Consider the following 26,422-nt stretch of genomic DNA (forward strand, 5'->3'; position numbering starts at 1 on the left):
GTAAGGAAGAGGAGTGACATATCAAACGGCTAGCCACTGCAATAGTTCTTTTGCCCCTGCTCATACTGCTCATCGTCAAGGGGACTCCATTCGCCTTCTCCTGTTTCATTATCATTGTCTCCCTCCTGGGCCTTGTTGAATTTTATCAGATGGCACTGCCCGACAGAAAGACGGAGGGACGAGTGGCAGCAATTGCCGGCGCATTGGTCCTGACATCCTTTTTCCCTGCCGATCGCATCGTTATTCTTACCGCCATATCAGCCTTTGTTCTCTGCTTTTCACTTGTCCTTCTCTTCAGGTTCCGGGACATCAGGCAAGCCGCCCAGGAATCGGCGCTGCTGATGATGGGGTTGCTATATGTTCCACTGCTTCTGGGGCATCTCATCCTGCTGCGCAATCTCCAGTTCGGCACACAGTGGATTCTGCTCTTGCTCGTCATCGTCATGAGCGGCGATAGCGCCGCCTACTACTGCGGTTCGACCTGGGGCCGGACCAGGCTCTACCCCGAAGTAAGCCCGAAAAAAAGCGTCGAAGGCTCCCTTGGCGGCCTCTTCGGCAGCATTTTCGGAGCAGTGGCAACAAAACTGATTTTTTTTCCCCAACTCTCGTTTTTGGACTGCATCCTGACCGCCATTCTCCTTGGCGTGCTCGGGCAGTTGGGCGATCTTTTCGAATCCCTTCTCAAGAGGAGCTGCGGGGTCAAGGATTCGGGAACCATTATCCCCGGCCACGGCGGAATACTTGATCGCCTCGACAGCATACTTTTTGCTGCCCCGGCGGCTTTCTTCTACGCCTATTTCATTTTCAGACCATGATTCGTATTCTTCAAAGTGAGGCGCAATGAAAAATCTTACCATCCTCGGTTCCACCGGATCGATCGGCGTCAGCACGCTGGAAATAGTCGCGGCACACCCGGAAAAATTCAAGGTCATTGCTCTTACAGCCGGAGAAAATCTTGATTTGCTGAAGGAGCAGATCAATGCATTTGCGCCGCAGCTGGTTGCCGTCAAGAATGAAGAACTTGCCTTGAAACTGGAAAGAATGCTTTCCGGCAGAAAGACCGCAGTCATGCACGGTGTAGCGGGAATGATCGCTGCTGCAACGGCCTCGGATACTCACATGGTTGTCGCAGCCATCGTCGGTGCGGCCGGATTGCTTCCCACAGCTGCCGCCATCGAGGCCGGCAAGGATATCGCTCTTGCCAATAAAGAGACTCTCGTCACGGCTGGCCGCCTCATCATGGACATGGTCAAGGCCCGTGGCGTCAAGCTCTATCCTGTCGATAGCGAGCACAGCGCCGTCTTTCAGTCGCTGCAGGGGCATCGCAAGGAGGACGTAAGACGGATCATTCTCACCGCTTCCGGCGGCCCGTTCCTCAACCTCTCAGGAGAAAAACTGGCACAGGTGACGGTAAAGGACGCCCTCAATCATCCCAACTGGAGCATGGGACAGAAGATCACCATCGATTCAGCCTCCATGATGAACAAGGGACTTGAAGTCATCGAAGCCCGTTGCTGTTCCACATGCCGGCAGAGAAAATTTCGGTTAATATCCATCCGCAAAGTATCATTCATTCCATGGTAGAATATAATGATGGATGCGTCATGGCCCAGATGGGCATTCCAGACATGAAGGCACCGATCGCCTACGCCCTCACCTATCCCGGCAGGTGCCGACTGGGGTAAAGCCGCTGGATCTTACCATGCTTTCCGGACTTACCTTCTTCAATCCGGATATAGTACGCTTCCCGGCGCTGCAACTGGCTTACCGAGCAATGGAAGATGGGGAGAGCATGCCGACCGTCATGAATGCCGCCAACGAAGTGGCTGTAGCTGCGTTTTTATCCGGCAGAATAAAGTTCACTGACATCGCCCGTTCAATTGAAAAAACCATGGATCTTCATCATCCCCGCACCCTTTCCAGCATCGAAGATGTAATTGAAATCGATCAATGGGGCCGCGAGAGATGTTCGGAGCTTCTCCAATCCTTTTGATTCGCATGTTTGAAAACATGAATTCTACTCCAGCAACATTTTACAGGGGAAACGAATGCAGAGCGTGATATCGGCAATCATCGCCCTTGGGGCTCTTATCTTCATCCACGAACTGGGGCATTTCATCTTTGCCAAATGGTTCGGCGTCGGCGTCGACAAGTTTTCCCTCGGTTTCGGTCCCAAGATAATCGGCAAAAAACTTGGCGAAACTGAGTACCTTCTTTCCGCATTTCCCCTTGGCGGCTATGTGAAAATGGTCGGCGAGGGAGAAGACGCCGAGCTTACCGAAGAGGACAAAGCCCGCTCCTTTGCAGCCAAACCTCCCTTGCAGAGAATAGTCATTGTTGCCGCGGGACCTTTGTTTAACCTTCTTTTTGCCTATCTCATCTTCATCATCGTCTATATGGTCGGTGTACCGGCAGCAACCACCAAAATCGGCGAAGTCGTCAAGGACAAGCCTGCAGCCCGCGCCGGAGTGCAGGCTAAAGACATGGTTACCGCCATTAACGGCAAGGTGGTCAATCGCTGGGAAGAACTTTCCTCCACCATTATCGAAGGAAAGGGACAGCCGGTGGAACTGCAGGTGCAGAGGGAGGGCAAGACTCTCACCTTCCACATAACACCTGAAAAACGAACAGCAAAGAACCTTCTGGGAGACACTGTTACTACGCCGGTTTTGGGAATCGTTTCGGCTGGGGAAATCGTCATCGACCACTTCGGTCCGATTGATGCGTTTACCAAAGGTAGCGCCCAGACATGGAATGTCATCAAGATAACTGTCCTGTCCCTGGTAAAGCTGGTGGAAAGAGCAATTCCGCTGGACACCATCGGCGGACCGATCATGATCGTCAAGATGGCCGGCCAGCAGGCCGCTGAAGGAAGTGCCAGTTTTCTCGCCTTCGTCGCACTTCTTTCGGTCAACCTTGGAATTTTAAACCTGCTTCCTGTGCCGATTCTGGATGGGGGTCATCTTTTTTTCTACCTCTGGGAAATAGTATTCCGGAAACCGGTCAGTCCAAAAGCGCGGGAAATCGCCCAGCAGATTGGCCTGGTATTGTTGATAAGCCTGATGGTCCTTGCTTTCTATAACGATATTGCCAGATACTTCATCGGACAAAATCAATAACTACCGTAACGACCTTTGCAAGGAAGCCACCCATTGAAGCTTCTCACCATCGACACCTCCACCAGCACCTGCAGTGTAGCACTGACCATTGATCAGCGTCTGGCGGGAGAGTACCTGCTCCAGCTTGACAGAACACTGACCAACCGGCTTCTGTCCTGCGTCGATACCCTGCTCAGCGATGCCGGGATTCGGACCTGCGATCTGGACGGATTTGCCGTCGCCCTTGGACCCGGCTCATTCACCGGGGTAAGAGTCGGAGTGGCAACGGTAAAAGGCCTGGCACTGGCCGTAGACAAACCGGTCGTCGGCTTTTCCTCACTGGCCATGTTAGCCGGAAATCTCCCGTGGAGCTCCTTTCCGGTCTGTCCCATGTTCGACGCCCGGAAGAAAGAGGTTTATGCCGGTATATACCGCTGCAAAGAAGTGCCCCATCCACTGGCTGCGGATTGTGTCCTTCCTCCGGCCGATTTTCTGAAAAAGATCAATGGCCCAGCCGTATTCATTGGGGAAGGGTCTGAGAAATATCGCGATCTGATCACCTCATCCATGGGAGCCGATGCCTTCTTCGCCCCCTGGAATGTCCATCAGCCCCGCGCCTCGGCCGGAGCTCTCCTTGCAGCCGACTTGTTCTCCAAAGGCAAATCGGTTCCACTTGCCGAACTTAATCCCATCTATATCAGGCCGTCCGAAGCCGAACTGGCCAAACTTCACAGACACCCCTGAACCCCTGCGCCACCCCACAACGTGTCTTAATTAATACAATTTGGTTGTATATTTGCATTATTTTTACACCTTGAGCCCCTGCCACGGTAATTTTTAGTTATTTTAAGTACTTACTGCCTCCCAGCGACAGTTGAGGCCGCCAATAAGCCATTGTTCCGGCTGATCTTGCCTGTATTTCAGCGGGAATTTTCTATTTAAAAGGTACATGCCGATAGCTCACTCGCGAGATTAAGAATTCATTATAAAGAAATAACATTAAAAGCCCACCTATAGGACAAACTGGCCGTACGGCAACAGCTTTGGCCTGTCAGGCTTGCAGGAGGCAACATGTACGGCACCGTTATAAGGCGGATGACAAGCTGCTTGTGGACATTGATGTTGCTGACTTTGTTATCCGGAACTGCGGCAGCCTCCATTTCCTGTTACGACTGTCACGGCTCTCGCAGTACGCATGATTACCGGCCGTTGATGACACCTACCGCAATATCACCACCGGCGGCTTTCAGGGCAAACACAGGCACATCTTCCCCTGACAGCCGGACCGGCAAGCTGCAGCATCTGCCACCGCGGCAGCCAGGACTATACGTCCTCCCACCGCGATGGGCTGATCAGCCTCACCCCGAATATAAATAATTCCCCTTCGCCAGAACCGGCGCTTTACAGGAACCACACCTCGGCATTCCGCAACTGGACAACACCGTTCCCCCAGACGGCAGAACCTGTCCTCGGCAAGTGCACCAACGTCAATTGCCACTTCGAGGCCGATACTCCCCTATGGGGAAACCCGTTTCCTCAGAATCAGCCTGCCTGCGGCAACTGCCATGGCCTCCCTCCCGCCAACGGCAGTCACCCTGCCACCACTGGTTCCGGGAAGAAACATGGCGACTACTACGGTACTGACGAGAACAGCTGCAGCAAGTGCCATCCCGGCCACAACACCTTTTCCCATGCAACTAGCGCCGGACATCGGCCCATCCTACTTCAATTTACAACGCACCCAAACGGTGGCGGCTCATATTCAGGTGTCATGACGAACATTAATTATCTGCCTTCGCAAAATAAGGACAGAAATGGCACCTGCAGCGGCATCTACTGCCATTCCAACGGCAGTCCTGACGGCAGGGGTACCGTCTCCGGCACCCCCACCTGGGGAGGAAGCGTCACCTGTACCGGCTGCCATGGCGGAAACAGCGATACCTCCTCCATGAGTCCTCGTCACGACAAGCATGCTGGTGATTACCAGTACCAGTGCGACAAATGCCACAGCGCCACCGTCACCGGCTCGACAGCCATTAGTGATCGGAACAGGCATGTTGACGGGCAGAAGGATGTTGCATTAAAAGAGGGTGGCAGTTTCGGTGATTCGACAAAGCAGTGCACCAACACCTACTGCCATTCCAACGCCCTTGGCCGGCAGGGTTTCAGGACACCGGCATGGAACGAAGCTGGACCGTATAAATGCTTTTACTGTCACAAGGGGCTCACCTCCGACTCTACTGCAGCCAATTGCGCCGAGATCGGCGGGGTCTGGGACAGCGAACACGGCGCCTGTACCCCCTTCGTCAATATCTCCACCAATGCCCATGCCAAGCATGTGGGACCCCAGTGGATCCGCAAGTATCCCTGCAGCTACTGCCATAACCAGACAGTGGATGCAACAGGGAGTATCAAGGACATGACCAGACATGCCGATGGTTCGAAGCAGGTGGTAATCGATTCTCAATGGGCAATAGATGGGCGCCCTGCGCCCTCATATAATTCGGATTCCAAGATCTGCAGCAACGTCTACTGCCACTCCGACGGTACGGCCAACCCCCTGGACGAGGAAGTTAAGCAGCCCAATTGGCCCAACAAGGATGGTCACGTTGCAATGCCTGCCATGGCCACCCCATTACCGGAACATGCAACGCCTCCGGCTGTCACGACGGTACTACCCACGACGGCAGAACCTGGGCGGTCTATACCGGCTGGACCACAGGTTCGGAATGGCGTGCTGCGATGCCCATATTCCGCAATGAAGGACCTGGTGAAGTAAGGGCAAACTCCCACCCCCGCCATACCGGAACATCATTCACATGCGGTAACTGCCATACAGCCACTGTCGTCAATGGTGATTGCGAGACCTGCCATGCTGGAGGACTCCCTGCCGGCAACATGGGCGAAATCGCCCATATCAACCCGGCCTATCACGTCAACAAGATCAGCGACGTCTTGTTCAGGCAGGAGGTTCATACAACAGGAGCAGCAAGACGTGCTCGAACACCCGTTGCCATACGGGTACTTCCAATCCGCAGTGGGGGGCATCCATAGATTCCAGCATCATCTGCCTGAACTGTCACGGGACCATGGATACCGATGTCGACACCTTTACCGCCTTCAATAACGGCACCATGGCAAAAGTTAACCTGAGCCAGTGGGTGACCACCGGACATGGCCGTTATTCCACAGCAGGCCGCTATCCCTGGTCCAATAATCCTGCTGCCAATTTCCCCAGTAACCCCTGCTGGTATTGCCACGACAACACCGTCGTCCACGGGGGCGAGGAAAACTATTTCCGACTGAAAAAGCACCCCCAGTACGAGCAGCGCTTCGACAAGGAATGCGCATACTGCCACATGGAACACAAGGATTATGAATGTATCCAGTGCCATGTGAGCCAGACTGAGAGTCTTGCCCCCCAGGCAACCATGAGCGGCATCACGGTAAAACTGAGAACGGGGGAGACGCGCACGGACTGGCCGGATCATGCTGGCTGAATGGCTGCACCACTACCGGCTGCCACGACAGCGACGACGGTCTTTTCTCTTCAGGCGGACACAAAGGGCATTCCACTGGTGCCGGAACATGGACCACCGCCCAGAAAGCGGACATAAAGAATCAGTACGTAATGATGGGTGTCTGCCTGCAGTGCCACGACGACGATTCGGTCGGACAGTGTACATTCTGCCACGCGCCCCCGCCAAGCAACCCCGGCAAATACTCCCTGGGCTACAATCCGGGAACAGGGTTCATCAAACCGAAGCAGGCACGTGCCTCGGCCGCACACTTCGGCAAAAAGCACTGGAATTCCTACCAGACAAACGGCGTCTGGAAAGGGGGCAAATTCTGCTGGGACTGCCATGATCCCCACGGCGACAGCAATATTTACATGATCCAAAGCCAGGTAGCCACCACCACCGATGGCAAGTATGGACGCCCGATTACCAGGGCCGCAGTATCCTTTACCCAAAAGACGAGGGGCCTCGATTATGCCGGGACTCAACCAGACTCTGCAATGTCTGCCACGGACCGGATTCGAAACATTATCTGAGCAATTTCAGTGACGGCCACAATTCCAACAAGATCTGCACCACCTGCCACATGCACCGCTTCGCCGACGGGCACGCCGATTCCCAGCCCTGCAACTCCTGTCACAGCAATGCCAAGCCGGTACCCAAGCACGTGGCCTTCGGTTTGCCGGTTGTCTGCGTCAAATGTCATGCGGGATCCATCGGTAACCGGGGAGATGTGATAGGCCAATTCAACAGCAATTCCCATCATGTACAGGGAGTAACGCTGACCGGCCGCCAGTGCTATGCCTGTCACTGGGAGGCAACCGAGTTCGGCACCATCGATGCCACCTACCATGAAGGTTTCAACTTCAATTCCTACTCCGGAGTGAAAGATGCAAAGGTCGACCTGGTCGTCTGGCAGAAGGAACGGCGTCCCACCTTCTACAGCGCCACTTCAGCCATCCAGTTTATCGCCAACCGCATTGCCACGGTCAATGAGCGAGAGGAGGTGGGTAAACTCAACAACCACTGCATCTCCTGCCATTCAGATCAGAATAATTCCGCTACCCCTTTCAATGACTGCAAGACTCCGCGCCAGTATGCGTGGGATGGGCAATCCATCGCCTCACGCTATCAGCAGAAGGGAACCACCACCTGGGGCAAGGTCAATTCCGGCAGCTGGCCCGACGCCAACCGCAAGGATACCGTCGTCAAGGCATTATCAGCTCACGGCAATGCAACCGCCAACCAGGGGGGATGGGATGCGGCAAACGGCTATGACGCCGCTCCCCCCAATACCAGAGCAAGTTCAATAAATGTTCAGTGTTATGACTGCCACAACTCTCACGGCTCAAAGGTCAACGGAACCACCACCAGCTACGTGACCTTCAACAACACCCGTAACGGGGGAAATCTCAAGGAAACACAGAACGGCAAGGGTGGATATGCCACGACGTACATGGCGCAGAAGAATGCAACGGGCAAGAATGCCTATGAAGCCGGGGCCGGTCAATGCTTCGACTGCCATGAAACCCAGAATGCTTCCTTAACCAGGCCCTGGGGGTATCAGTCCACCTTCAGCGCCAGCCAGCCGATCATGGGCTACGATGACAGCCCCAAATTCGGTGGCGGTACCAAGGGACGCTACACCCGGTTCCCCTACCGCAGCAAGACAACCGTTGCCGGCACCCACTTTTCCGCCTCCAGCTTGCTCAACTATACGACCCATGAGCGCATCAACGGCCTCTGTACACCCTGCCACGATCCCCATGGCGTATCGCTGACAATGGGAGAGCAGATGCCCTATGCTGTGCCGCTGTTAAAGGGAACCTGGATGACCAACCCCTATAAGGAGGATGCACCACCTCCAAATGCCAGCGGTGGCAGGGCAACTCCGCCCAACAGCTGGGGTGGGCCACCTGCCCGGGATTACAGTGTCCCCACAGGTTGGGACGCCAGAAGGCCGACGGTTCCCGTGCTGCTCGGCTGGAACAGTGACCGCAACGCCTTCAATACAAATCGTATTAATGAAACGCCAAAGCAGTTCGCCGGATTGTGCACGCGCTGCCACCAGCAGGAAAAACTTACCGACGGCATCAACAAGAACACCCCCTGGAAATCCCGTGACCGGATCCATGAAACAGTCAAAGGCTGGGGAGCCAATACCGAGCATTCTTTCACCTGCTCAAAATGTCACCAGCCACACTCATCGGGATTGCCACGGTTGATGGTCACCAACTGCCTGGACTATCAGCACCGGGGCAGAGTCTCGTCAGGAGGAAAGGTCGCTGCCACGGACCTGAGTGCCACATACGGGGGAGATGTGAGTGGTGGCCACTGGGGTTATCCCATTGGAGGAAGCATCAACGACAAGATGTTGCCGAGCGATGCCGCCTACAAGGCTGATCCTTATAAATATGAAGCCTTCACCCAATGTCATTTGAGGCGGTCTGATATTATCATTACGCCTCCGTACCCAACCCTTGTAGATGAATTCCAGACAGTCCCGGACCAATGGCCCCAGGAAAACATGTGGAACAATGTAACGCCATGGCCGAGCAGCGTGCCACCCCGCAGCTACAGCAAGTGATGGAGAAATGACATGAAAAAGACCATTCTATCCATAGCCATGCTCCTTTCTTTAGCCTCGACTGTTTTCGGCAGTGGCGGCAGCGATTTGCCCGGTCACCCTCTTCTGGACCAGCGCAAAGGTAAACAGGAAGGGAAGGCATCAGCGTCATTCCTTCCACCGGGGCAATGGTTGTCACCGGATTCCAGAGCCTTGCCAGTGACGGCAATGACGATCTCTATACCGTCAAGTACGCCGCCGACGGCTCAATTATCTGGCGTGCAGGCAAAGATTTTTCAGGAGGAAGTGATCAGGGCACTGCAGTGGTCATCGATAAGTGGGGGGATGCCATTGTCGCCGCCACCGTTATGAATGGCGGCGGTTATGATGTTCATGTGACCAGGTACCATGATAACGGCACAAACATCCCTGCCGAGGTCTGGAGCAAAACATGGTCCGGGTCCGGCGCCATGGCGGATGTTGCCCAGACACTGGCATATGATCCGGTCATGGACCGGGTTTATCTGGGAGGGTACAGCAGCAACGGCAATGATGATGACTATCTGCTTCTCGCTTTCGACAACAACAGAACCGGTGACAATACCCCGCTGTGGACACGTACCCATAACGGCACCGGTAAGGACCGCGCCTACGCCGTGGCCGTCTCCGCCGATGGTGCGACCATTGCCCTCACTGGTGAAACATTCAACGGTACCGATCTGGACATGGCAACGGTCATGTGGCAGGCGGATGGCACCCCCATCGGCGTCTGGCCCAAGGGAGGACTGACTTCATTTAACGATCGTGGGACCGCTCTGGCATTTTCTGCGACAGGAAACGTGGTGGTCACCGGCTACCTTACCAATGGCCGTGGCGGCGATCTCTACACCGCCGAACTTACGTCTGCATCGGCAACACCTGTCTGGGAAGCAAGTCACGATGCCGGTTTCGATGATCAACCGGTAGCGATTGCCATGGATTCGTCGGGTGATGTTTATGTTGCGGCAACCATCGGCACCTTGCCTGCATTTTCGAAGCTCCATGCCATCAAGTATCACAAGAACGGCACACCTGTTCCCGATACCGTATGGAGCACGACCTTCGATACAGGTTCGGCCAATGCCGCCGGCGCAACCTCCCTTACGGTGGACTCTTCCAGCGGCATATTCATTGCCGGGTGGCGCGATTATGCCGGAATCAAAAAAATCGTGACCATGAAATTGAGCCGAAAAAACGGTCGCATCCTCTGGGACAAGGAATGGAGCGGGATAATCGGCAACAGCTCTTTGCCGGTGGGCATAGGTCTTGCCGGACAAGGAGTTGCTGCCGCTGCCTGGACAGACCGTACGCAACCCCTCGACGGAGGCACCCAGGCAGCAACCGGCGGTTCAAAAACGGACCTCCGGAACAGCAGCAAATCCTGGACGCCGAACCAGTGGCTGGATACTCCCTCTACATGGTCAGCAGCCAGAACAAGGACGTTTTCCGCCGCATTCAAGGCAACGACGCCACCACCCTGTTCCTTGCTTCCGCCGAAGCGCTCCCCTATGCGGTTGCTGCAGGAGACCTGTACTACATTTACGACAAGGACGACATCGACCTGCTCATACTGCGCCAGGAAAAAGGACTTCTCGATCCCCCGACAGGTCTGTCCACCGAGGTGCTGAGCAATGCTTCGGTGCGGCTGACCTTTCAGGACAACTCGGAAACGGAAACCAGCTTTCTGGTGGATATCAAGATCGGAGTAAACGGCGCCTGGACCAACAATGCCTATACCATTGCCGCTCCGGACCAGGCAGGGATGAATGCCGTTTCCTATGAAATTTCCGACCTCCTTGCCGATACTGAATACTATTTCAGAGTCAGGGCCTTCGACAACACTACTTACAGCGACTATTCCCCAGAGGCCGCCGCCCTGACGAGAATTGTCAATTTCTCTGCACCTGCGCTGACATATTCCTATGGAGATCCGGCAAACGGGGACGATATGGCCACTGACGCTGCCTGTTACTGGGGAGGAAACGTGGTAGTTACCGGCACGGTATTCTCCGATCAGAACGGTATCAGCACCCCGTCAAAGGACTATTACACAATCAAGCTCAATCGCACTGATTTTGCTCTGAATTGGAAAGATCAGCGTGATGGGGGCTATGACGAGGATGATGAGATCGTAGCCCTGGCCGTAGACCAGAACCGGGAAACGATAGTTACCGGCACATCCATGCAGAATGTGACTGGAGTCGGCAACATCCCTTCCGTCTGGACCCTCAAGTATGCACTTTCACCGGTACTCGACGGCCTGGGTGAAGCTGAGCCTGTGTGGGCAGACCAGTTGAACAGCAGCGGCAGACTCGCCGATCAGTCGGATGTGGTGGCCGTGCAGGGGGTAGCTCCCTACTGGATTGCCGTTGCCGGTCATGGCAACGCCGATCTTACCAACATAAATCTTTTTGTCAGGAAGCTCTCCGCCACCGGTACAGTTCAATTCACCGCCGAAAAGGATCTGGGGGGCAACGAATACCCGGCCGCCGTGGCGGTCGACAGCGTGGGCAATGTCATTGTCGCCGGGCGGGTGGAAAAACCCGGCAACAACAGCTGGTTTACGGCAAAGTTCGACGGAGTGAGCGGTTCAATGGTCTGGAGTGACACCTATGGCGATACGGGAGACAACCGTGCCCTGTCCCTGACTATTGACGCCAATAATGATGTGTATGTAACCGGCTATATCACCGACAGTGCATCAGGGTATACCAGAATGACCACCATCAAATACTGGGGAGAAGCAAACGGCACGGCCGATCGCAGATGGACCAGGACCTATCCCCTCGATGCATCGGCAACCAGTTTCGCTTCCCGCAAAATAGCCTATGATCTTTGCCAATGAAGTAGTCGTGGCCGGAGATGGCTATTCCCATGTCACAGACCGCGATCTTACGCTGCTCCGCTATGATACTGCCGGTACTCCTATAAAGCAGGCTGAGCTGCGCAATCCCGGCAGCGACGATATCCTTACCGGCTTGAGCATCGACCCATCGGGCTATGTATACCTTTCAGCGGACAGCGGCGCATCACCCAACACCAATATCATAGCGGCCATCTATACCGATAGCCTGAACTATGTCAAATCGTTCCTCTATAACGGGGCGGCAGGCAAGGACGATCACGCTGCAACAATCGCCGTCAATAAGTTCGGTGAGGGTTTTGTCGCCGGTTATACCACTTCTGCCTCTGGAGGCAAGGACTTTCTCGCTCTAAAGGTTGTCAACGACTTGGCAATAATGCCCTTTGGAGTGACAGCAACGCCCCAGGCAGATTACACAAAGGTTGGCCTTGCCTGGTCAAACGTTACCAGTGGGGCGACACCCTATGTCATGCGCAGCATCAAGGATTCCGGCGTCTGGGTTGCACCGCCGGGCACGACAAACGGCCAACTGGCAGCCAATGCAACCACCTTCACCGACAGCGGCTTGGAAAAAACCACTGAGTACTGCTGGCGCATATATGCATCTTTCAATTCGGTAACAACCCGTCACACCGAGATATGCTCCACAACAACCCCGGACGCACCTGTGATTTCTTCATATGCCGACATCACCACCACCTCTGCACGCATCTTGTGGTCGAATGTTGCAGGAAATACCGGTTACCGCCTGGAACGCAAAACCGACACCGGCGGCGCCTGGCAAACCATCGCCGATCTGCCGGCCAACACCGTTTTTTATGACGATTCGGTATTGACACCACAAACCACTTATTATTACCGCCTCTCCGCCAGGAATATCAGCGGCTTTTTTTCTCTGCCTTCGCCGGAATTCATGGTGCCGACTATGCCGGAACCCATTACCAGGGGCTGGATTGATTACTATGCCACCGGCGCGTCAACGTTGACATTCGATCATTCAACGCTGCCAACAATGTAACGGATTACCGTGTCGAGCGTAAAACGGGCGCTGGAGGAACATGGTCCACCGTCGGCAATATCGTGGCAATCGGGACTCATCCAAGATTTGACGACAGCGGGCTATTACCGAATACGACCTATTTTTACCGCTATTTTTCGGTCTACAAGGGAATTGAGAACCCCACACCAAGCCCTGAGATATCTGTGACAACGTGGCTCAACCCGCCCACATTACTGACAGCCACAGCCACCAGCACGACCTCCATCAACGGCTCCTGGTCCCAGGTTACCGGCAATACGGGGTATGAATTGAGAGCCTACGCCTGCTACGGTACCGTAAGCGAGATTACTACCAATCCTGCTACCTACTGCAACAACAGCTACCCTAGCTATATTTCTCTGGCAGCCGACGTTACCAACGGCACGGTGTCCCCTTACGGCGGTTACCGCGCCTATAACGTCTCTGTCGGCGCCAAGAACAGCGGCGGGAGCTCTATCGACAGCAACAAGATTCTCATCTTCATGCCTCTTGCCGTAACCCTGACTAACGTGGAAATACCGGCTTCCACACAGTTGAAACTGGTATGGACCAATACGACGGAGGATTATTTCGATGTCCAGCGCCGCCTGCCCCCGGATACCAACTGGACAACCGTCAAGTCGGGACTTGCCGCCAACACCCTCAGCTGGACCGATACGACAGTCACCAACGGCATCGAGTATTGTTATCGAATCAGAGCGTATACAGCCGCCGGTGGCCCGGCAGATGCCTTTTCGGCAGAATCCTGCAATACTGCCCAGGCTCCTCCGGCTCCACCATCACTGACACTCTCAACCGAAACGGCAACAACGATCCGATTTGACTGGAACAATACCAGTTATCCGACTGCCACCAATTTTGATATTTACGTACAACCATACCAGTACTATGCCGGTGGCCTTCCGGAAACTATCCGACCTACTGGTCCTCAGCCAGTCTGGTAACCACTGTCAGCTGCGCGACCCAAAGCTGCAGCTACACTTACACCCCCTCCCGAGGCACAGGCATCATGGGGTCTGTCAAGATGAACTTCTACGGTACAGTAATCGAATCGCAGACGATAAGTCCTGCTGACAAATATGTCCAGACTATGCCCAATCCGCCGGCTGTCTCCTCGGTTACGTCGACAGATTACTCCGCCACCGTAAGTTACAGCCGTATTGATGAGGCGTATTCCTATAACATCTATTACAAGAAAACAGCCGACAGTGCCTGGAGCGGACCACTGTCGCGCCCCACAACTTGACGCCGAATCCTTTGACCATTAGCGCTCTTGTTCCCGGGACCCAATATCAATTAAAAGTCGAGTCAATGGGTAAGTCCACGGAATCCAACAACGCAGCAGTCCAGAACTTCTGGACGCTTTGCACAGCTCCGGCTATCACCTCCGTCTCGGCAGTGACAGCCACCCAGCAACGGTTAACTGGAGCAGTTCTACCGGCGCCACCGGCTACAAGCTGGAGCGATCCACCGATAATGCAACGTGGACACTGGTCAGCAACCAGAATGTCCTAACCTATCCGGACAGCGGCCTCACAGCCGGCGGGAGCTACTGGTACCGTGTCAAAGCAGTCAATGGCGGCGGAGACTCTGTGCCTTCCCCTGCGGTTCAGGTGGTAACGGTGCCCAGCACTCCGGAAGACCCCATGCCCCGCCAGCTCTCCGACACCAGCATGGAAATAGCTTTCCACCTGACAAAGGGGGCCGAATCCTACAAGATCTACCGCCGCGATGGCAGCCTCGCTGCAGGACAGAATTACATAAAGACAGCAGCTTCTCCGTATTTCGAGGATTACTGCGGGTCTGTATATCCGACCATCTCGTGTGCAGCGCCCAAGGCAGGAACCGCCGTGGTAACAGACTCGAATCTCCAGCCGGACACCGTATATTGTTACGCGCTGGCAGCTGCAAATGCTAACGGTGACTCGGCTATCGGGCAGGAACTGTGCGGCCGGACCTCTGCCATGGGTGCCCCGACCGTTACGGTGACAGCGCCAACCCCATTTGCCACCACCGTCTCCTGGACACCGGGGTCTGCAACCGTAACCATCGACGGTCATGTTGTGGAGGCCATCGAGGCTGACGGAACCATCAAGACCCTGGCACTGGTAGCCATGCCGGAACTTACCTTTACCGACAAGAGCGGACTTTCTCCCGGAGCAAACCGCACCTACCGCGTCCGGCCCTATCGCCGCTTCTTCGATGACTTCTCTGCCGGGCTATCCCTCACCGACTGGGCGCCATGGGGCAGACACCGTCACGGCGACGGCAATGAAGATTTTACTACACCGCCGGTTAATGCCACCGATATCGATGGCACGGTGCGGGTATCGTGGGATCCATCGGGCAAAGCAGAGCTTTATACACAAGTCCCAGGTGGCATCGCGGTAAACTCCTACAACTTTGCCCAGCTCGGCTTGAACCGCCTCGATTTCTTTACCGGCGATTTTGATATCAACTATGACTTCGCTATCGATCTGCCAGGTGCTATTCCCGATACCATGAATGCCTACAACGTATACAACCGTTTGCGCATCTATTTCCCCAACAGTGCAGCCGGCACTCTGAGGAATGATGTGGGTTTCGGCTACGACAACAGTACCTATGGGCCATACTTTGACAGTATCAAATGGGTTCGGGGTGTTGGCACTACGATTGGCTCCTGGTATACCGGAGAAAAACTGCAGGCCAGCGGCATCAAGGCCAGCAGACGCGGCAAAACAATGCATTATTACCGCAAGGCTGGCAGCGGCTGGAGCCAGACAACATCCAATGAGGAAACCAGCACCATGACTCCCGACTACGTCTGGCTCGTTACCTTCAACAATCGTACAAACGCTGCTCCAACTGAACTACGCACCCTTATCGACAACGTTGAGGTCATCTCCTACGGAACGGCAAGCACACCGGCAAGCATTGCCATGCCTGGCTTCGACGGAAGCAAAAACTACTGCCCATAACGGAGAAAGGCAGCGACTATGGCAGGAATAACGAAAACTCTGATATGCTCAGTGGCGTTCCTTTTCACTACTGCCACCTCCAGCTTTGCCTATGGCACGATAAACGGGCGACTGCAGATGGAAAAGGAACCCCTGCGTTGCGCGGCCTTTGCCTATACCACTGATAAAGCTCCAACCTCGTCCTACTCCGCACCGTTTTTTGCTGTTCCATGTGGAGCGGACGGTGCATTCTCCATGATGCTCCCCCCAGGGACCTACCTGATCGCCTCCGGCATCAGTATCGGCAACAGCCATATTTTTGCAACACAGCCAGATCCGAAGCGTCGCTTACCGATTGAAGGCCCCCATGCTCAAATTATCACTGTAACTGATAATTCCACCCATACCCTGTCCCGAAGTAATGACAGGAGTGACTTTCCGTTTCATGAAAGCTCTCCCACTGTCAATCAATCCCAAAATGCCGGACTTGCCACGGTAACGGGAACCGTGCGCGACCAGGCAGGCAATCCTGTCTCCCTTGCGGTCGTTAACCTGCTGGCCCCTGATCAACCCAGGGGGGGCAGGAACAAGGTCTACATCAGTACTCCGACTGATGCCAAGGGAGAATACGCAATTGAGATGGTAAAGCCGCAGACTTACCTGCTGCAGGCATTCAGATCGGACCCTTTGCTGGGGTATATGACGAGCCCGGCGGCGCCAGTCGATCTATCCTCGCCCCACAACCCGCTTCGTTACCATATTTCGCTGTCCCCGCCGCGTCCTTCAGCACCTGCACCTCAAGAACATCAACCACCACCGTTGCCGGCGGCCACTGGAAAACCGCAGCGGGCGCCAATCACGGCACCGTTAACCGATCCTGCATCCATGTAGACAAAAGCGTTGTTCAACAACCTGCCAGGGCACTTGTCCGCCACGAATCAATCATTTCATAAACAGGCTTTTCAACATTAAATTGCAGTTATAACGTTATTTTATTGCAGTTGACAGCTGCCGGATAATGTATTATTTTCGATATTCACTTTTTCGTGCAGTCAGGGGTTTACCATGCGTAGCGATATGATCAAGAAGGGACTGGAGCGGACTCCGCACCGGGCGCTCCTCAAGGGCACCGGCGTCCCCCAGAGTCAGATGGAGAAGCCGTTCATCGGCGTTGCCACCAGTTTTACCGATCTGATTCCCGGCCATGTGGGCATGCGGGATCTTGAACGATATATAGAGAAGGGCATTCATAGCGGCGGCGGTTACGCCTTTTTCTTCGGTATTCCCGGAGTGTGCGACGGTATCTCCATGGGTCACAAGGGTATGCATTACAGCCTGCCGACCCGCGAACTGATTGCCGACATGGTGGAATCGGTGGCCGAGGCCCATCGCCTTGACGGACTCGTGCTTCTGACCAACTGTGACAAAATCACCCCCGGCATGCTCATGCTGCTGCCCGTCTGGACATCCCCTGTATCGTCGTGACCGCCGGACCGATGATGAGTGGCCGCGGCGAAGCAGGACGTAAATATTCATTTGTTACCGACACATTCGAAGCCATGGCCCGTTACAAAGCCGGCGTCATCGATGCCCAGGAGCTGCAGGTCTGTGAAGACAACGCCTGTCCCGGCATGGTTCCTGCCAGGGACTTTTCACCGCCAACACCATGGCCATCCTCACTGAAACCCTCGGCATGAGCCTGCCCCGCTGCGGCACCGCCTGGCAGTATCCGCCTGAAGCGCCGCATTGCCTTTGCCTCGGGAGAGCGCATCGTCGATCTGGTGAAAGACAATGTGACACCGCGCAGCATCCTCACCCGGGCAGCATTTGAGAATGCCATCAGGGTCGACCTGGCATTGGCGGATCATCCAATACCGTCCTGCATCTTCTGGCAATTGCCCATGAAGCCGAGGTAGAACTCCCTCTGGAAACCTTCGATATTCTTGCCAAGGAAACGCCGCAGCTGGCATCCATGAATCCGGCCGGCGAGCACTTCATGGAAGATCTTGATACGGCAGGAGGCGTCGCAGGCGTGCTCATGCAACTGGGGGACAAGATAAAGGATAATCCCACGGTTATGGGATTGACCATCAAACAACTGGCTGCAAGCATCGCCAATGTGGACGAAACGGTTATCCGCCCCCTGTCGAATCCGGTCAAGAAAGAGGGAGGCATTGCCATCCTCTCCGGCAATATTGCCCCGAAAGGTGCGGTAGTAAAACAGTCTGGGGTGTCGGCGGCCATGATGAATTTCACCGGCACCGCCCGCTGCTTCGACTCGGAAGAAGCCGCCATGGCTGCCATTATGGAAGGAAGATAGTTGCCGGCGACTGTGTCGTGATCCGCTATGAAGGCCCGAAGGGTGGCCCCGGGATGAGGGAGATGCTGGCTCCAACCGCCGCCATCATGGGACTTGGCCTTGGGGACTCCGTAGCCCTCATTACCGACGGACGTTTTTCCGGAGGCACCCGCGGCCCCTGCATCGGCCATATCTCGCCGGAAGCTGCCGAAGGGGGACCCATCGCCCTGGTGGAAGAAGGGGACCGGATCGAGCTGGATATTCCCGGCCGTCGGTTGCAACTCCTGGTTGATGATGAAACCCTGGCAAAGCGCCGCAGCAACTGGCAGGCGCCGGCACCCAAGATCCGTACCGGTTGGCTTGCACGCTATGCCAAGGTAGTCACCTCCGCCAACACCGGTGCAGTTACTTCTGCAGATTAATTCCAATCAAACTCGGCAAGATGCAGTCTAAAGCTTGTAAACCGCCAGTCGGTTTTACAGTGGCAGGAGATTTATTATGAAAATGAACGGGGCAAGAATTCTTCTGGAATGTCTGAAGCTTGAAGGGGTCGACACGGTCTTCGGTTATCCCGGCGGTACGGTCATCAATCTTTATGACGAGATTTTTTCATTCAAGGAGATCCGTCACATCCTGCCCCGCCATGAACAGGCCGGTGTCCATGCCGCCGACGGTTATGCCCGGGCAACCGGCAAGGTCGGCGTGGCCATTGCCACCTCCGGCCCCGGTGCCACCAATACCATAACCGGCATCGCCACCGCTATATGGATTCCATCCCCATGGTCATTATCACCGGCCAGGTTCCCACCGGCTCATCGGCAATGACGCATTCCAGGAAGCCGACATCATCGGCATCACCCGTCCCTGCACCAAACACAACTTTCTGGTCAAGGATGTGAAGGACCTGGCGACCATCGTCAAAAAGGCCTTCTACATCGCCCGGACCGGCCGGCCCGGTCCTGTTCTCATCGATCTGCCCAAGGATGTGCAGATAGCAACCACAGAATTCAAATATCCCGAAACAGTGGATATCCGCGGCTACAAACCGACGGTCGGCGGCCATCCGAAGCAGGTGGAAAAAGCTATTTCACTGCTTCTGGAAGCAAAAAAGCCGGTTATCTATGTTGGAGGCGGAGTCATTCTGGGAAATGCCGCCGAGGAACTGACGAAGCTGGCCCAGCTGCTTAATGCGCCCGTAACTACAACCCTCATGGGGCTTGGTGCATTTCCGGAGGATGACCCCCTTTCACTGGGGCTCCTCGGCATGCATGGCACCTATTATGCCAACATGGCAGTCTCCCACTGCGATCTACTGATAGCCGTCGGCGCCAGATTCGACGACCGCGTCACCGGGAAGATTGCTTCATTTGCGCCCCATGCACAGATTATCCATATCGATGTGGATCCCACCTCCATCAAGAAAAATGTCCGGGTTGACCTGCCCATCGTCGGCGACGTCAAGGACGTGCTCAAGCAGCTGTTGAAGGTTCTTGCCGGCCAGGCCGAAAAGGCAGCTACCTTCCAAAAGCAAATTGTACCCTGGTTACAGGAAATAGATGCGTGGAAGGCCAAGCACCCCATGACATACAAGAGCAGCACTTCCGTAATCAAGCCCCAGTTGGTCATCCAGAAGCTGCGGGAATTGAGTAAACCCGATGCTATCGTCTCCACGGACGTGGGACAACACCAGATGTGGACGGCCCAGTTTTTCAAATTCAACCGGCCGAGAACGCTGCTGTCTTCCGGCGGACTCGGCACCATGGGTTTCGGCCTTCCTGCAGCCATGGGTGCACAGGCAGCATTCCCCAAGCGGCAGGTGATCGTCGTCTGTGGCGACGGCGGTTTTCAGATGAACATGCAGGAGCTGGCAACCCTGGTTCAGAACCGGCTTCCGGTCAAAATCTGCATCCTGAACAACAATTTCCTCGGCATGGTCCGCCAGTGGCAGGAACTGTTCTTCGACAAGCGCTATTCCCAAACCTGTATGGAGTTGCCCATCGATTTCATCAAGCTGGCCGAGGCCTTTGGCGCCAAGGGCTTTCAGGCAACCAAGCCCGAAGAAGTGGAAGCGGTGATAAAGAAAGGATTCGCTACCCCCGGGCCGGTGATCATGGAGTTCAAGGTCGCCAGGGAAGAAAAAGTTCTTCCCATGGTGCCCGCCGGAGCATCGTTGACGGAGATGGTGCTGGCATCCTGATCCTTACAGATAAAGGCTCCATGAGGGGGAAACAATAGCCCCTCGAAAGTAATCGGAGGGATTCAATGAAACATACAATATCAGTGCTGGTGGAAAATGAATTCGGAGTGCTTTCCCGCGTGGTCGGACTCTTCTCCGGCCGCGGCTTCAATATCGATTCCCTTTCGGTGGCTCCAACCAACGAGGAAACCATTTCCCGCATGACCATCGTCACCCGTGGTGACGAGCAGATACTGGAACAGATATGCAAGCAGCTGAACAAGCTGATCGACGTCATCAAGGTCATCGATTTCAACGAAGGAAATGCCATTGAGCGTGAAATGGCGCTGATTAAGGTCAACGCTGAAGATGACAGTCGCGCCGAGGTACTGAGAATCGTCGATATTTTCCGCGCCAAAATCATCGATGTCACACCCAAGTCATATACCATCGAAGCAACCGGGGCTCCGCTTAAGATTGACGCCATACTGGAGCTGCTCAGGCCCCTGGGACTGAAGGAACTGGTGAGGACCGGGGCTGTGGCCATCGGCCGCGGCGCCAAGGGATGGAAGAGTTAAAAGCAGGAAGCTTCATATAAATCAAACGGAGGACGTACATGAACGTTTATTACGACAAGGATTGTAATCTTGCGATCATCAAAGGGATGAAAGTCACCATCGTGGGGTATGGCTCCCAGGGGCACGCCCATGCCTGCAACCTGAAAGACTCCGGCGTTGACGTGACCGTGGCGCTACGTGCCGGTTCGGCGTCGGTGGTCAAAGCCCAGAACGCCGGCCTGAAGGTAGCGAGCGTTGCCGATGCAGTGGCCTCGGCAGACCTGGTGATGATTCTGACCCCTGACGAGTTCCAGTCAAGTCTCTACCGCGATGAGATAGAGCCGAAGCTGAAGCAGGGCGCCACCCTGGCCTTCGCCCACGGTTTCGCCATCCACTACAACCAGATCGTGCCCCGTAACGACCTGGATGTGGTCATGATCGCCCCCAAGGCACCGGGTCACACGGTCCGCTCCGAGTTCGTCAAAGGCGGCGGCATCCCCGACCTGATCGCGGTGTTCCAGAATGCCTCGGGCAAGGCCCGCGAAGTTGCCCTCTCCTACGCCAGCGCCATCGGCGGCGGCCGCACCGGCATCATCGAAACGACCTTCCAGGACGAGACCGAGACCGACCTGTTCGGTGAGCAGGCCGTACTCTGCGGCGGCGCCGTAGAGCTAGTGAAGGCCGGCTTCGAAACCCTGGTGGAGGCCGGTTATGCCCCTGAAATGGCCTACTTCGAATGTCTGCACGAGCTCAAGCTGATAGTCGATCTAATGTACGAAGGCGGCATCGCCAACATGAACTACTCCATCTCCAACAACGCTGAATATGGTGAGTATGTCACCGGTCCGCAGGTCATCAACGCAGAGAGCCGCAAGGCGATGAAGGAGTGTCTGGCCAATATCCAGAACGGCGAGTACGCCAAGCGGTTCATCCTTGAGGGAATGGCCAATTATCCTGAAATGACCGCCCGCCGCCGCCTCAACGCCGCCCACCCCATTGAGCAGGTTGGTGGGAAGCTCCGGAGCATGATGCCCTGGATCCAGAAGATCGTGGACAAGAGCAAGAACTAAGCTATTCTTTCGTTGCACCGGAGGCCGGATTCGGACCATTTACTCCCATTCGTGAGTTGTGCCCGGACCGGCCTCTTTGACGTTAGACCAATCAAGGACGGGTAATGCGTAATAACAATGTTCCCATTGCTGTGGAAGGGCTGCCGTTTGTCGCTGGGGCGGCCTGATCAGCGCCATTTTCATCATTATCGGCTGGAAAGTAGTTGCCGCCTTCTTCATCGTTGTCACCCTTTTCATCATCTTCTTCTTCCGCAATCCCAAGAGGGTTACGCCGGCAAATGAAAAGGCAGTCGTCTCTCCTGCCGACGGAGTCGTCATCTATCTAGGTCCCGCCCGCGAACCGCATCTTGACCAGGATATGATGAAAATCAGCATTTTCATGTCCGTCTTCAATGTGCATATCAATCGGGTCCCCATATCCGCCAGGGTTGTTGATCAGTTCTACGGCCGGGGAAATTCCTCGATGTTCGCCATGAAAGCGCCACTTTTGAAAACGAGCAGAAAGGGCTGGTTCTTGAAACTGCAAACGGGATCAGGCTGGTGGTCGTACAGGTTGCTGGTCTCATCGCCAGGCGCATCGTCTGCTATCCTACCATCGGCACCATGCTCAGGCGGGGTGAACGCTACGGCCTGATCCGTTTCGGTTCCAGGTTGGACGTATATCTGCCCTTGGATACGGAACTGCAGGTAAAGATGGGGGATCAGACGGTTGCCGGAGAAACCATCCTGGGGGTAACGGCATGAGCAGGGAAAATATGGAGGGGATGCGAAAAGGGATATACATCCTGCCGAACCTGTTCACTGCAGGCAGCCTTTTTGCCGGCTTTTACTGCATGGTCTCCACGCTCAACTATGATTACAAGACTGCAGCACTGTGGATACTGGCCTCTTCCATCTTTGACGGCCTTGACGGCAAAGTGGCACGATTGACGGGCACCGCCAGCAAATTCGGCGTCGAGTTCGATTCCCTTGCGGACCTGGTTTCCTTCGGTGCAGCCCCCGGACTGCTCATGTATGCCTGGGCGCTGAAGCCATTCGGTCGCATCGGCTGGCTGGCTGCGTTCCTCTTCGTCGCCTGCGCTGCCTTACGCCTGGCCCGTTTCAACGTGCAGGTCGAAACGGTCGAGAGCAAGCGCTTCGTCGGCCTGCCGACGCCGGCGGCAGCCAGCATGGTTTCGGCCACCGTCCTGCTTTTCTATCATTTCGGCTGGCCCAGTTCTTTCAAAAAACTGGCCATCCTCCTGCTCATCTACTTCCTGGCCCTGCTCATGGTTTCCAATGTGCGTTACTACTCCTTCAAAGACCCGGAGCTGATCAAGCGCCAGCCATTCGCCTTCCTGGTATTGGCGGTCATTCTTCTCATCGTCATTGCCGCCGAACCGGTGATCATGCTTTTCGTCATCTTCTGCGGCTACATGCTTTCCGGACCGGTCGGCTATGTGCTAACGCTGCCGCGACGACTCCGGCTCAAGCGGGCCATGCACAGGGGGCACGAGGAATTGCGCCCACCCGGCAAAAAATAACACGACAGCAGCAGAGCGTGCTTTGTTTTTACCTAAATCAAACGTAAGTTATAATCGCAAAACTTATGGAAATACTTAAGAAAATCCCTTGACAGATGTTAAGGGATTTTTCTATTATCGGATCAATTCAAAAAGCTGTGAAGAGGAGTAGTAGTCGTTCGATCACCTCAAAGAGAGCTGACGGCAGGTGCGAGTCAGCAGGTGAAGACGATGAACTCGCCTCGGAGCTTCTCCCGTGAAAGGGAATCATCATTCTGATTCCTGTGTAATTGGAGACGTTGCCCGCGTCAAGGGTCAAACAAGGTCTTGAATCGTTGCTGATCGATTCGGGATGAATGAGGGTGGTACCGCGGAGATAGAACCTTCGCCCCTTGTCGGGGCGGAGGTTTTTTTGTTTCCCGCTCGCTTTCCGGAAATGGTGTGGAATAATAACATGGCAAAATAAAAGGGGGTACAGTAATGGCTACAAAGAAATCGGAGCACAAGACAATCAAGATCTTCGACACCACGCTCAGGGACGGGGAACAGTCTCCCGGCGCCAGCATGACCATCAGCGAAAAGCTGCGTATCGCCAACCAACTGGTCAAACTGAAGGTGGATGTCATAGAGGCGGGTTTCCCCATTGCTTCAGAGGGAGATTTCGAAGCAGTGAAAAAAATCGCCCAGACCATCAAGGGGCCGGAAATAGCCGGTTTGTGCCGCTCCAGCTTCAAGGACATAGACCGGGCCTGGGAAGCCCTGCAATATGCAGGAGACAGGGGACGCATTCACACCTTCATCGCCACCTCGGATATTCATATGAAGTACAAGCTGAAAATGTCGCCAAAGGAGGTCCTTGAGTCGGCGGTTAAGGCAGTCAAACGGGCCAAGTCTTATACGCCCAATGTGGAATTCTCCTGCGAAGATGCGGTGCGCACCGAGATCAAGTTCCTTGCCGAGGTCGTTGGCGCGGTCATCGATGCCGGAGCGACAGTGGTCAATATCCCCGACACGGTCGGTTATACCATTCCTTTCGAGTACTTCAACATTATAAAATACCTGAAGGACAACGTGGCCAATGTGGACAATGCGACCATTTCCGTCCACTGTCACAACGATCTCGGCCTATCCGTGGCAAATTCCATTGCCGCCATCCAGGCCGGGGCAGGCCAGGTGGAATGCACCATTAACGGTATCGGCGAGCGCGCCGGCAACTGCTCACTGGAGGAATTCGTCATGGCCATCAAGACGCGCCCCGACATCCTCCCCTTCAAGACCAACGTGGCCAGCGAGCATTTGACCCCGGCCAGCCGCCTGCTGACCACCGTCACCGGTATCGTTGTCCAGCCCAACAAGGCCATTGTCGGCGCCAACGCCTTCGCCCATGAAGCCGGCATTCATCAGCACGGCATGCTCATGGATAAGACCACCTATGAGATCATGACCCCCGAGTCGGTGGGGCTCAAATCAAGCTCGTTGGTGCTCGGCAAGCATTCAGGTCGACATGCCTTTAAAAAGCGTCTGGAAGAGCTGGGTTATGATCTGGACGATGGTAAGCTCAATCAGGCATTCGAGCGGTTCAAGGCTCTGGCCGACCTGAAAAAGGAAGTTTTTGACGAAGATCTGGATGCACTGGTGGCCGACGAGATTATGAGAGCCCATGAAATCTATAAATTGAGCCATATTACTGTCACCTGCGGTTCCTTTGCCGTGGCCACCGCCACCGTACAGATGGAAATCGAAGGCACACCGGTCCGCACCGCCGAACTGGGAGACGGGCCGGTGGATGCCACCCTCAAGGCCATCAAGAAACTCACCAAGACCAAGGCAAAGCTGCAGCAGTATAATGTTGGTTCCATCACCGGCGGCACCGATGCCCAGGGTGAGGTGAACGTTCGTTTGGCCGAGGGCACGCGCACCGTTATCGGCAAGGGCTCATCCACCGACATCATCGAAGCCTCGGCAAAAGCCTACATCGATGCCTTGAATAAACTTCATTTCAAGGTAGAAAGACCAATGGAAAGTCTCTGATCATCTTCACAGTTTTTGCACAAAGAGCCCCTTCTCCAGACGGAGGAGGGGCTCTTATTTTAGCCGTTGCTTTTTCCTCACATCTGAAATATCGTGGGTGCCAGCTTTCCAACGGAGATCACCGATGAAGAGACTATTTGCACCAATCCTGATGCTGCTGGCGATTGCCGGCCTGGCCATGGCCCAGACGACACTATTTCATTTCGACGGCACTGCCTTCCAGGAAGGAGCCAGCACCGGCGTTACGTCCATATCCGCCGTAGATGGCTATCTCCCCTCTGCCGAAAATGAAAAGACACCGGCTAAACCGGCAAAACTGCCGGCTGGCAGCGGTGGCCTCGCCCTGCTCTGCTATGTGCAGCAGTCCGGCGGAAAACTGACCGGCGCGGGGGGTTACCATCCCATTGCCAGCGCCCCTGTTGAAATCAGCGGCCCGCGAATTAAGCTCATGGCCCGTACCGATGAATCGGGATACCTCTTCCTGGCACTGCCGGCCGGGCAGTACGAGGTAAAATACGCGCCATTCTCGAAGAAAATCAGGATCGAAAAAGGCAAAAACACCCTGGCCGCCATAAGAGGCGGGAAAAGGATGGTCGATTGATGATGAAAAATCTTCGTTTGTTGCTGGTTACCCTGCTGGCCCTGTTCCCATCTCTGGTGACGGCAGGAGCTCTTGATACCTATTACCTGCAGCGCTTCGGCGCCCTGTACGGAACTCAGCAGCA

19 protein-coding genes, 6 pseudogenes and 1 other annotated feature are annotated in these 26,422 nt (G+C 55.0%); of the genes and pseudogenes, 24 read left to right on the forward strand and 1 reads right to left on the reverse strand.

All coding sequences use genetic code 11. The features are described 5' to 3' along the window. Positions 1–20 precede the first annotated feature (20 nt). The 5 genes and pseudogenes from JCM15764_RS02805 to JCM15764_RS21380 form a co-directional block, all read left to right on the forward strand. A complete protein-coding gene (locus JCM15764_RS02805; RefSeq protein ID WP_054692360.1) occupies positions 21–815 on the forward strand; it encodes a phosphatidate cytidylyltransferase in 795 nt (264 codons plus the stop codon). A 25-nt stretch (positions 816–840) separates the two neighbouring features. Next, a pseudogene (locus JCM15764_RS02810) lies at positions 841–1,993 on the forward strand (1-deoxy-D-xylulose-5-phosphate reductoisomerase). 55 nt (positions 1,994–2,048) lie between these two features. Beyond that, entirely contained in the window at positions 2,049–3,119 is a 1,071-nt protein-coding gene (rseP, locus tag JCM15764_RS02815; RefSeq protein ID WP_054692363.1) for an RIP metalloprotease RseP, read from the forward strand. A 33-nt stretch (positions 3,120–3,152) separates the two neighbouring features. Beyond that, a complete protein-coding gene (gene tsaB, locus JCM15764_RS02820; RefSeq protein WP_054692366.1) occupies positions 3,153–3,842 on the forward strand; it encodes a tRNA (adenosine(37)-N6)-threonylcarbamoyltransferase complex dimerization subunit type 1 TsaB in 690 nt (229 codons plus the stop codon). 625 nt (positions 3,843–4,467) lie between these two features. Continuing rightward, positions 4,468–4,662 (forward strand): annotated as a pseudogene (locus tag JCM15764_RS21380) (hypothetical protein); the annotation flags it as partial. On the opposite strand, the gene JCM15764_RS21385 reads toward JCM15764_RS21380, so the two are convergent. Continuing rightward, entirely contained in the window at positions 4,615–4,809 is a 195-nt protein-coding gene (locus tag JCM15764_RS21385) for a hypothetical protein (RefSeq protein WP_243688222.1), read from the reverse strand. The pseudogene JCM15764_RS21380 and the gene JCM15764_RS21385 sit on opposite strands and share 48 nt — an antisense overlap. 60 nt (positions 4,810–4,869) lie before the next feature. Here JCM15764_RS21385 and JCM15764_RS02825 point away from each other — a divergent pair, with 60 nt between their 5' ends. The 19 genes and pseudogenes from JCM15764_RS02825 (at position 4,870) to JCM15764_RS02910 (ending at position 26,298) form a co-directional block, all read left to right on the forward strand. Continuing rightward, entirely contained in the window at positions 4,870–5,877 is a 1,008-nt protein-coding gene (locus JCM15764_RS02825) for a CxxxxCH/CxxCH domain c-type cytochrome (protein WP_054692369.1), read from the forward strand. Positions 5,878–5,956: 79 nt separating this feature from the next. Further along, positions 5,957–6,145, forward strand: a pseudogene (locus JCM15764_RS21390) (hypothetical protein); the annotation flags it as partial. A 42-nt stretch (positions 6,146–6,187) separates the two neighbouring features. Continuing rightward, positions 6,188–6,598: a hypothetical protein gene (locus tag JCM15764_RS02830; RefSeq protein ID WP_054692374.1), complete on the forward strand. Its 411-nt coding sequence runs from the start codon at positions 6,188–6,190 to the stop codon at positions 6,596–6,598. Between the two features lie 131 nt (positions 6,599–6,729). Further along, entirely contained in the window at positions 6,730–7,152 is a 423-nt protein-coding gene (locus tag JCM15764_RS02835; protein ID WP_054692377.1) for a hypothetical protein, read from the forward strand. Between the two features lie 50 nt (positions 7,153–7,202). Beyond that, a complete protein-coding gene (locus tag JCM15764_RS02840; protein WP_054692380.1) occupies positions 7,203–9,203 on the forward strand; it encodes a hypothetical protein in 2,001 nt (666 codons plus the stop codon). Between the two features lie 167 nt (positions 9,204–9,370). Continuing rightward, positions 9,371–10,849 (forward strand): NHL repeat-containing protein, encoded by a 1,479-nt coding sequence (locus tag JCM15764_RS02845; RefSeq protein WP_054692384.1) that lies wholly within the window; start codon positions 9,371–9,373, stop codon positions 10,847–10,849. A gap of 1,200 nt (positions 10,850–12,049) precedes the next feature. Continuing rightward, positions 12,050–13,102 (forward strand): fibronectin type III domain-containing protein, encoded by a 1,053-nt coding sequence (locus JCM15764_RS02855; RefSeq protein ID WP_054692391.1) that lies wholly within the window; start codon positions 12,050–12,052, stop codon positions 13,100–13,102. Positions 13,103–13,164: 62 nt separating this feature from the next. Next, a complete protein-coding gene (locus JCM15764_RS02860) occupies positions 13,165–14,067 on the forward strand; it encodes a fibronectin type III domain-containing protein (protein ID WP_243688223.1) in 903 nt (300 codons plus the stop codon). 80 nt (positions 14,068–14,147) lie between these two features. Beyond that, positions 14,148–14,369: a hypothetical protein gene (locus tag JCM15764_RS21395; protein WP_243688224.1), complete on the forward strand. Its 222-nt coding sequence runs from the start codon at positions 14,148–14,150 to the stop codon at positions 14,367–14,369. A 118-nt stretch (positions 14,370–14,487) separates the two neighbouring features. Continuing rightward, the gene (locus tag JCM15764_RS02865; protein ID WP_054692396.1) at positions 14,488–16,083 is read left to right on the forward strand and encodes a fibronectin type III domain-containing protein; all 1,596 of its coding nucleotides are present in this window, start codon (positions 14,488–14,490) and stop codon (positions 16,081–16,083) included. Positions 16,084–16,101: 18 nt separating this feature from the next. Next, a complete protein-coding gene (locus tag JCM15764_RS02870) occupies positions 16,102–16,953 on the forward strand; it encodes a carboxypeptidase-like regulatory domain-containing protein (RefSeq protein ID WP_054692399.1) in 852 nt (283 codons plus the stop codon). A gap of 321 nt (positions 16,954–17,274) precedes the next feature. Then, positions 17,275–18,783 (forward strand): annotated as a pseudogene (gene ilvD, locus JCM15764_RS02875) (dihydroxy-acid dehydratase). 76 nt (positions 18,784–18,859) lie between these two features. Next, positions 18,860–20,558 (forward strand): annotated as a pseudogene (gene ilvB, locus JCM15764_RS02880) (biosynthetic-type acetolactate synthase large subunit). A gap of 65 nt (positions 20,559–20,623) precedes the next feature. Beyond that, on the forward strand, positions 20,624–21,115 hold the full coding sequence (ilvN, locus tag JCM15764_RS02885) for an acetolactate synthase small subunit (protein ID WP_012646596.1): 492 nt from the start codon (positions 20,624–20,626) through the stop codon (positions 21,113–21,115). Positions 21,116–21,153: 38 nt separating this feature from the next. After that, a complete protein-coding gene (gene ilvC / locus JCM15764_RS02890; protein WP_012646595.1) occupies positions 21,154–22,164 on the forward strand; it encodes a ketol-acid reductoisomerase in 1,011 nt (336 codons plus the stop codon). A gap of 104 nt (positions 22,165–22,268) precedes the next feature. Then, positions 22,269–22,908, forward strand: a pseudogene (locus JCM15764_RS02895) (phosphatidylserine decarboxylase family protein). Between the two features lie 20 nt (positions 22,909–22,928). Then, complete coding sequence (gene pssA, locus JCM15764_RS02900) at positions 22,929–23,687, forward strand: CDP-diacylglycerol--serine O-phosphatidyltransferase (RefSeq protein ID WP_054692543.1); 759 nt, start codon at positions 22,929–22,931, stop codon at positions 23,685–23,687. Between the two features lie 128 nt (positions 23,688–23,815). After that, positions 23,816–24,062, forward strand: a binding site (T-box leader). Positions 24,063–24,146: 84 nt separating this feature from the next. Continuing rightward, a complete protein-coding gene (locus JCM15764_RS02905) occupies positions 24,147–25,697 on the forward strand; it encodes a 2-isopropylmalate synthase (RefSeq protein WP_054692404.1) in 1,551 nt (516 codons plus the stop codon). Between the two features lie 124 nt (positions 25,698–25,821). Beyond that, on the forward strand, positions 25,822–26,298 hold the full coding sequence (locus tag JCM15764_RS02910; RefSeq protein ID WP_054692407.1) for a peptidase associated/transthyretin-like domain-containing protein: 477 nt from the start codon (positions 25,822–25,824) through the stop codon (positions 26,296–26,298). Positions 26,299–26,422: the final 124 nt, after the last annotated feature.

The organism is Geotalea toluenoxydans JCM 15764 (assembly GCF_001311985.1).
Lineage (GTDB): Bacteria > Desulfobacterota > Desulfuromonadia > Geobacterales > Geobacteraceae > Geotalea > Geotalea toluenoxydans.

Excerpts from the sequence above, each read along its gene's own strand:
- rseP (WP_054692363.1), top strand. The coding sequence starts at position 2,049 with ATGCAGAGCGTGATATCGGCAATCATCGCCCTTGGGGCTCTTATCTTC.
- JCM15764_RS21385 (WP_243688222.1), bottom strand. The coding sequence starts at position 4,809 with ATGTCCGGCGCTAGTTGCATGGGAAAAGGTGTTGTGGCCGGGATGGCA.
- JCM15764_RS02825 (WP_054692369.1), top strand. The coding sequence starts at position 4,870 with ATGACGAACATTAATTATCTGCCTTCGCAAAATAAGGACAGAAATGGC.
- JCM15764_RS02830 (WP_054692374.1), top strand. The coding sequence starts at position 6,188 with ATGGATACCGATGTCGACACCTTTACCGCCTTCAATAACGGCACCATG.
- JCM15764_RS02835 (WP_054692377.1), top strand. The coding sequence starts at position 6,730 with ATGATGGGTGTCTGCCTGCAGTGCCACGACGACGATTCGGTCGGACAG.
- JCM15764_RS02840 (WP_054692380.1), top strand. The coding sequence starts at position 7,203 with ATGCACCGCTTCGCCGACGGGCACGCCGATTCCCAGCCCTGCAACTCC.
- JCM15764_RS02845 (WP_054692384.1), top strand. The coding sequence starts at position 9,371 with ATGGTTGTCACCGGATTCCAGAGCCTTGCCAGTGACGGCAATGACGAT.
- JCM15764_RS02855 (WP_054692391.1), top strand. The coding sequence starts at position 12,050 with ATGATCTTTGCCAATGAAGTAGTCGTGGCCGGAGATGGCTATTCCCAT.
- JCM15764_RS21395 (WP_243688224.1), top strand. The coding sequence starts at position 14,148 with ATGAACTTCTACGGTACAGTAATCGAATCGCAGACGATAAGTCCTGCT.
- JCM15764_RS02870 (WP_054692399.1), top strand. The coding sequence starts at position 16,102 with ATGGCAGGAATAACGAAAACTCTGATATGCTCAGTGGCGTTCCTTTTC.
- ilvN (WP_012646596.1), top strand. The coding sequence starts at position 20,624 with ATGAAACATACAATATCAGTGCTGGTGGAAAATGAATTCGGAGTGCTT.
- ilvC (WP_012646595.1), top strand. The coding sequence starts at position 21,154 with ATGAACGTTTATTACGACAAGGATTGTAATCTTGCGATCATCAAAGGG.
- pssA (WP_054692543.1), top strand. The coding sequence starts at position 22,929 with ATGCGAAAAGGGATATACATCCTGCCGAACCTGTTCACTGCAGGCAGC.
- JCM15764_RS02905 (WP_054692404.1), top strand. The coding sequence starts at position 24,147 with ATGGCTACAAAGAAATCGGAGCACAAGACAATCAAGATCTTCGACACC.
- JCM15764_RS02910 (WP_054692407.1), top strand. The coding sequence starts at position 25,822 with ATGAAGAGACTATTTGCACCAATCCTGATGCTGCTGGCGATTGCCGGC.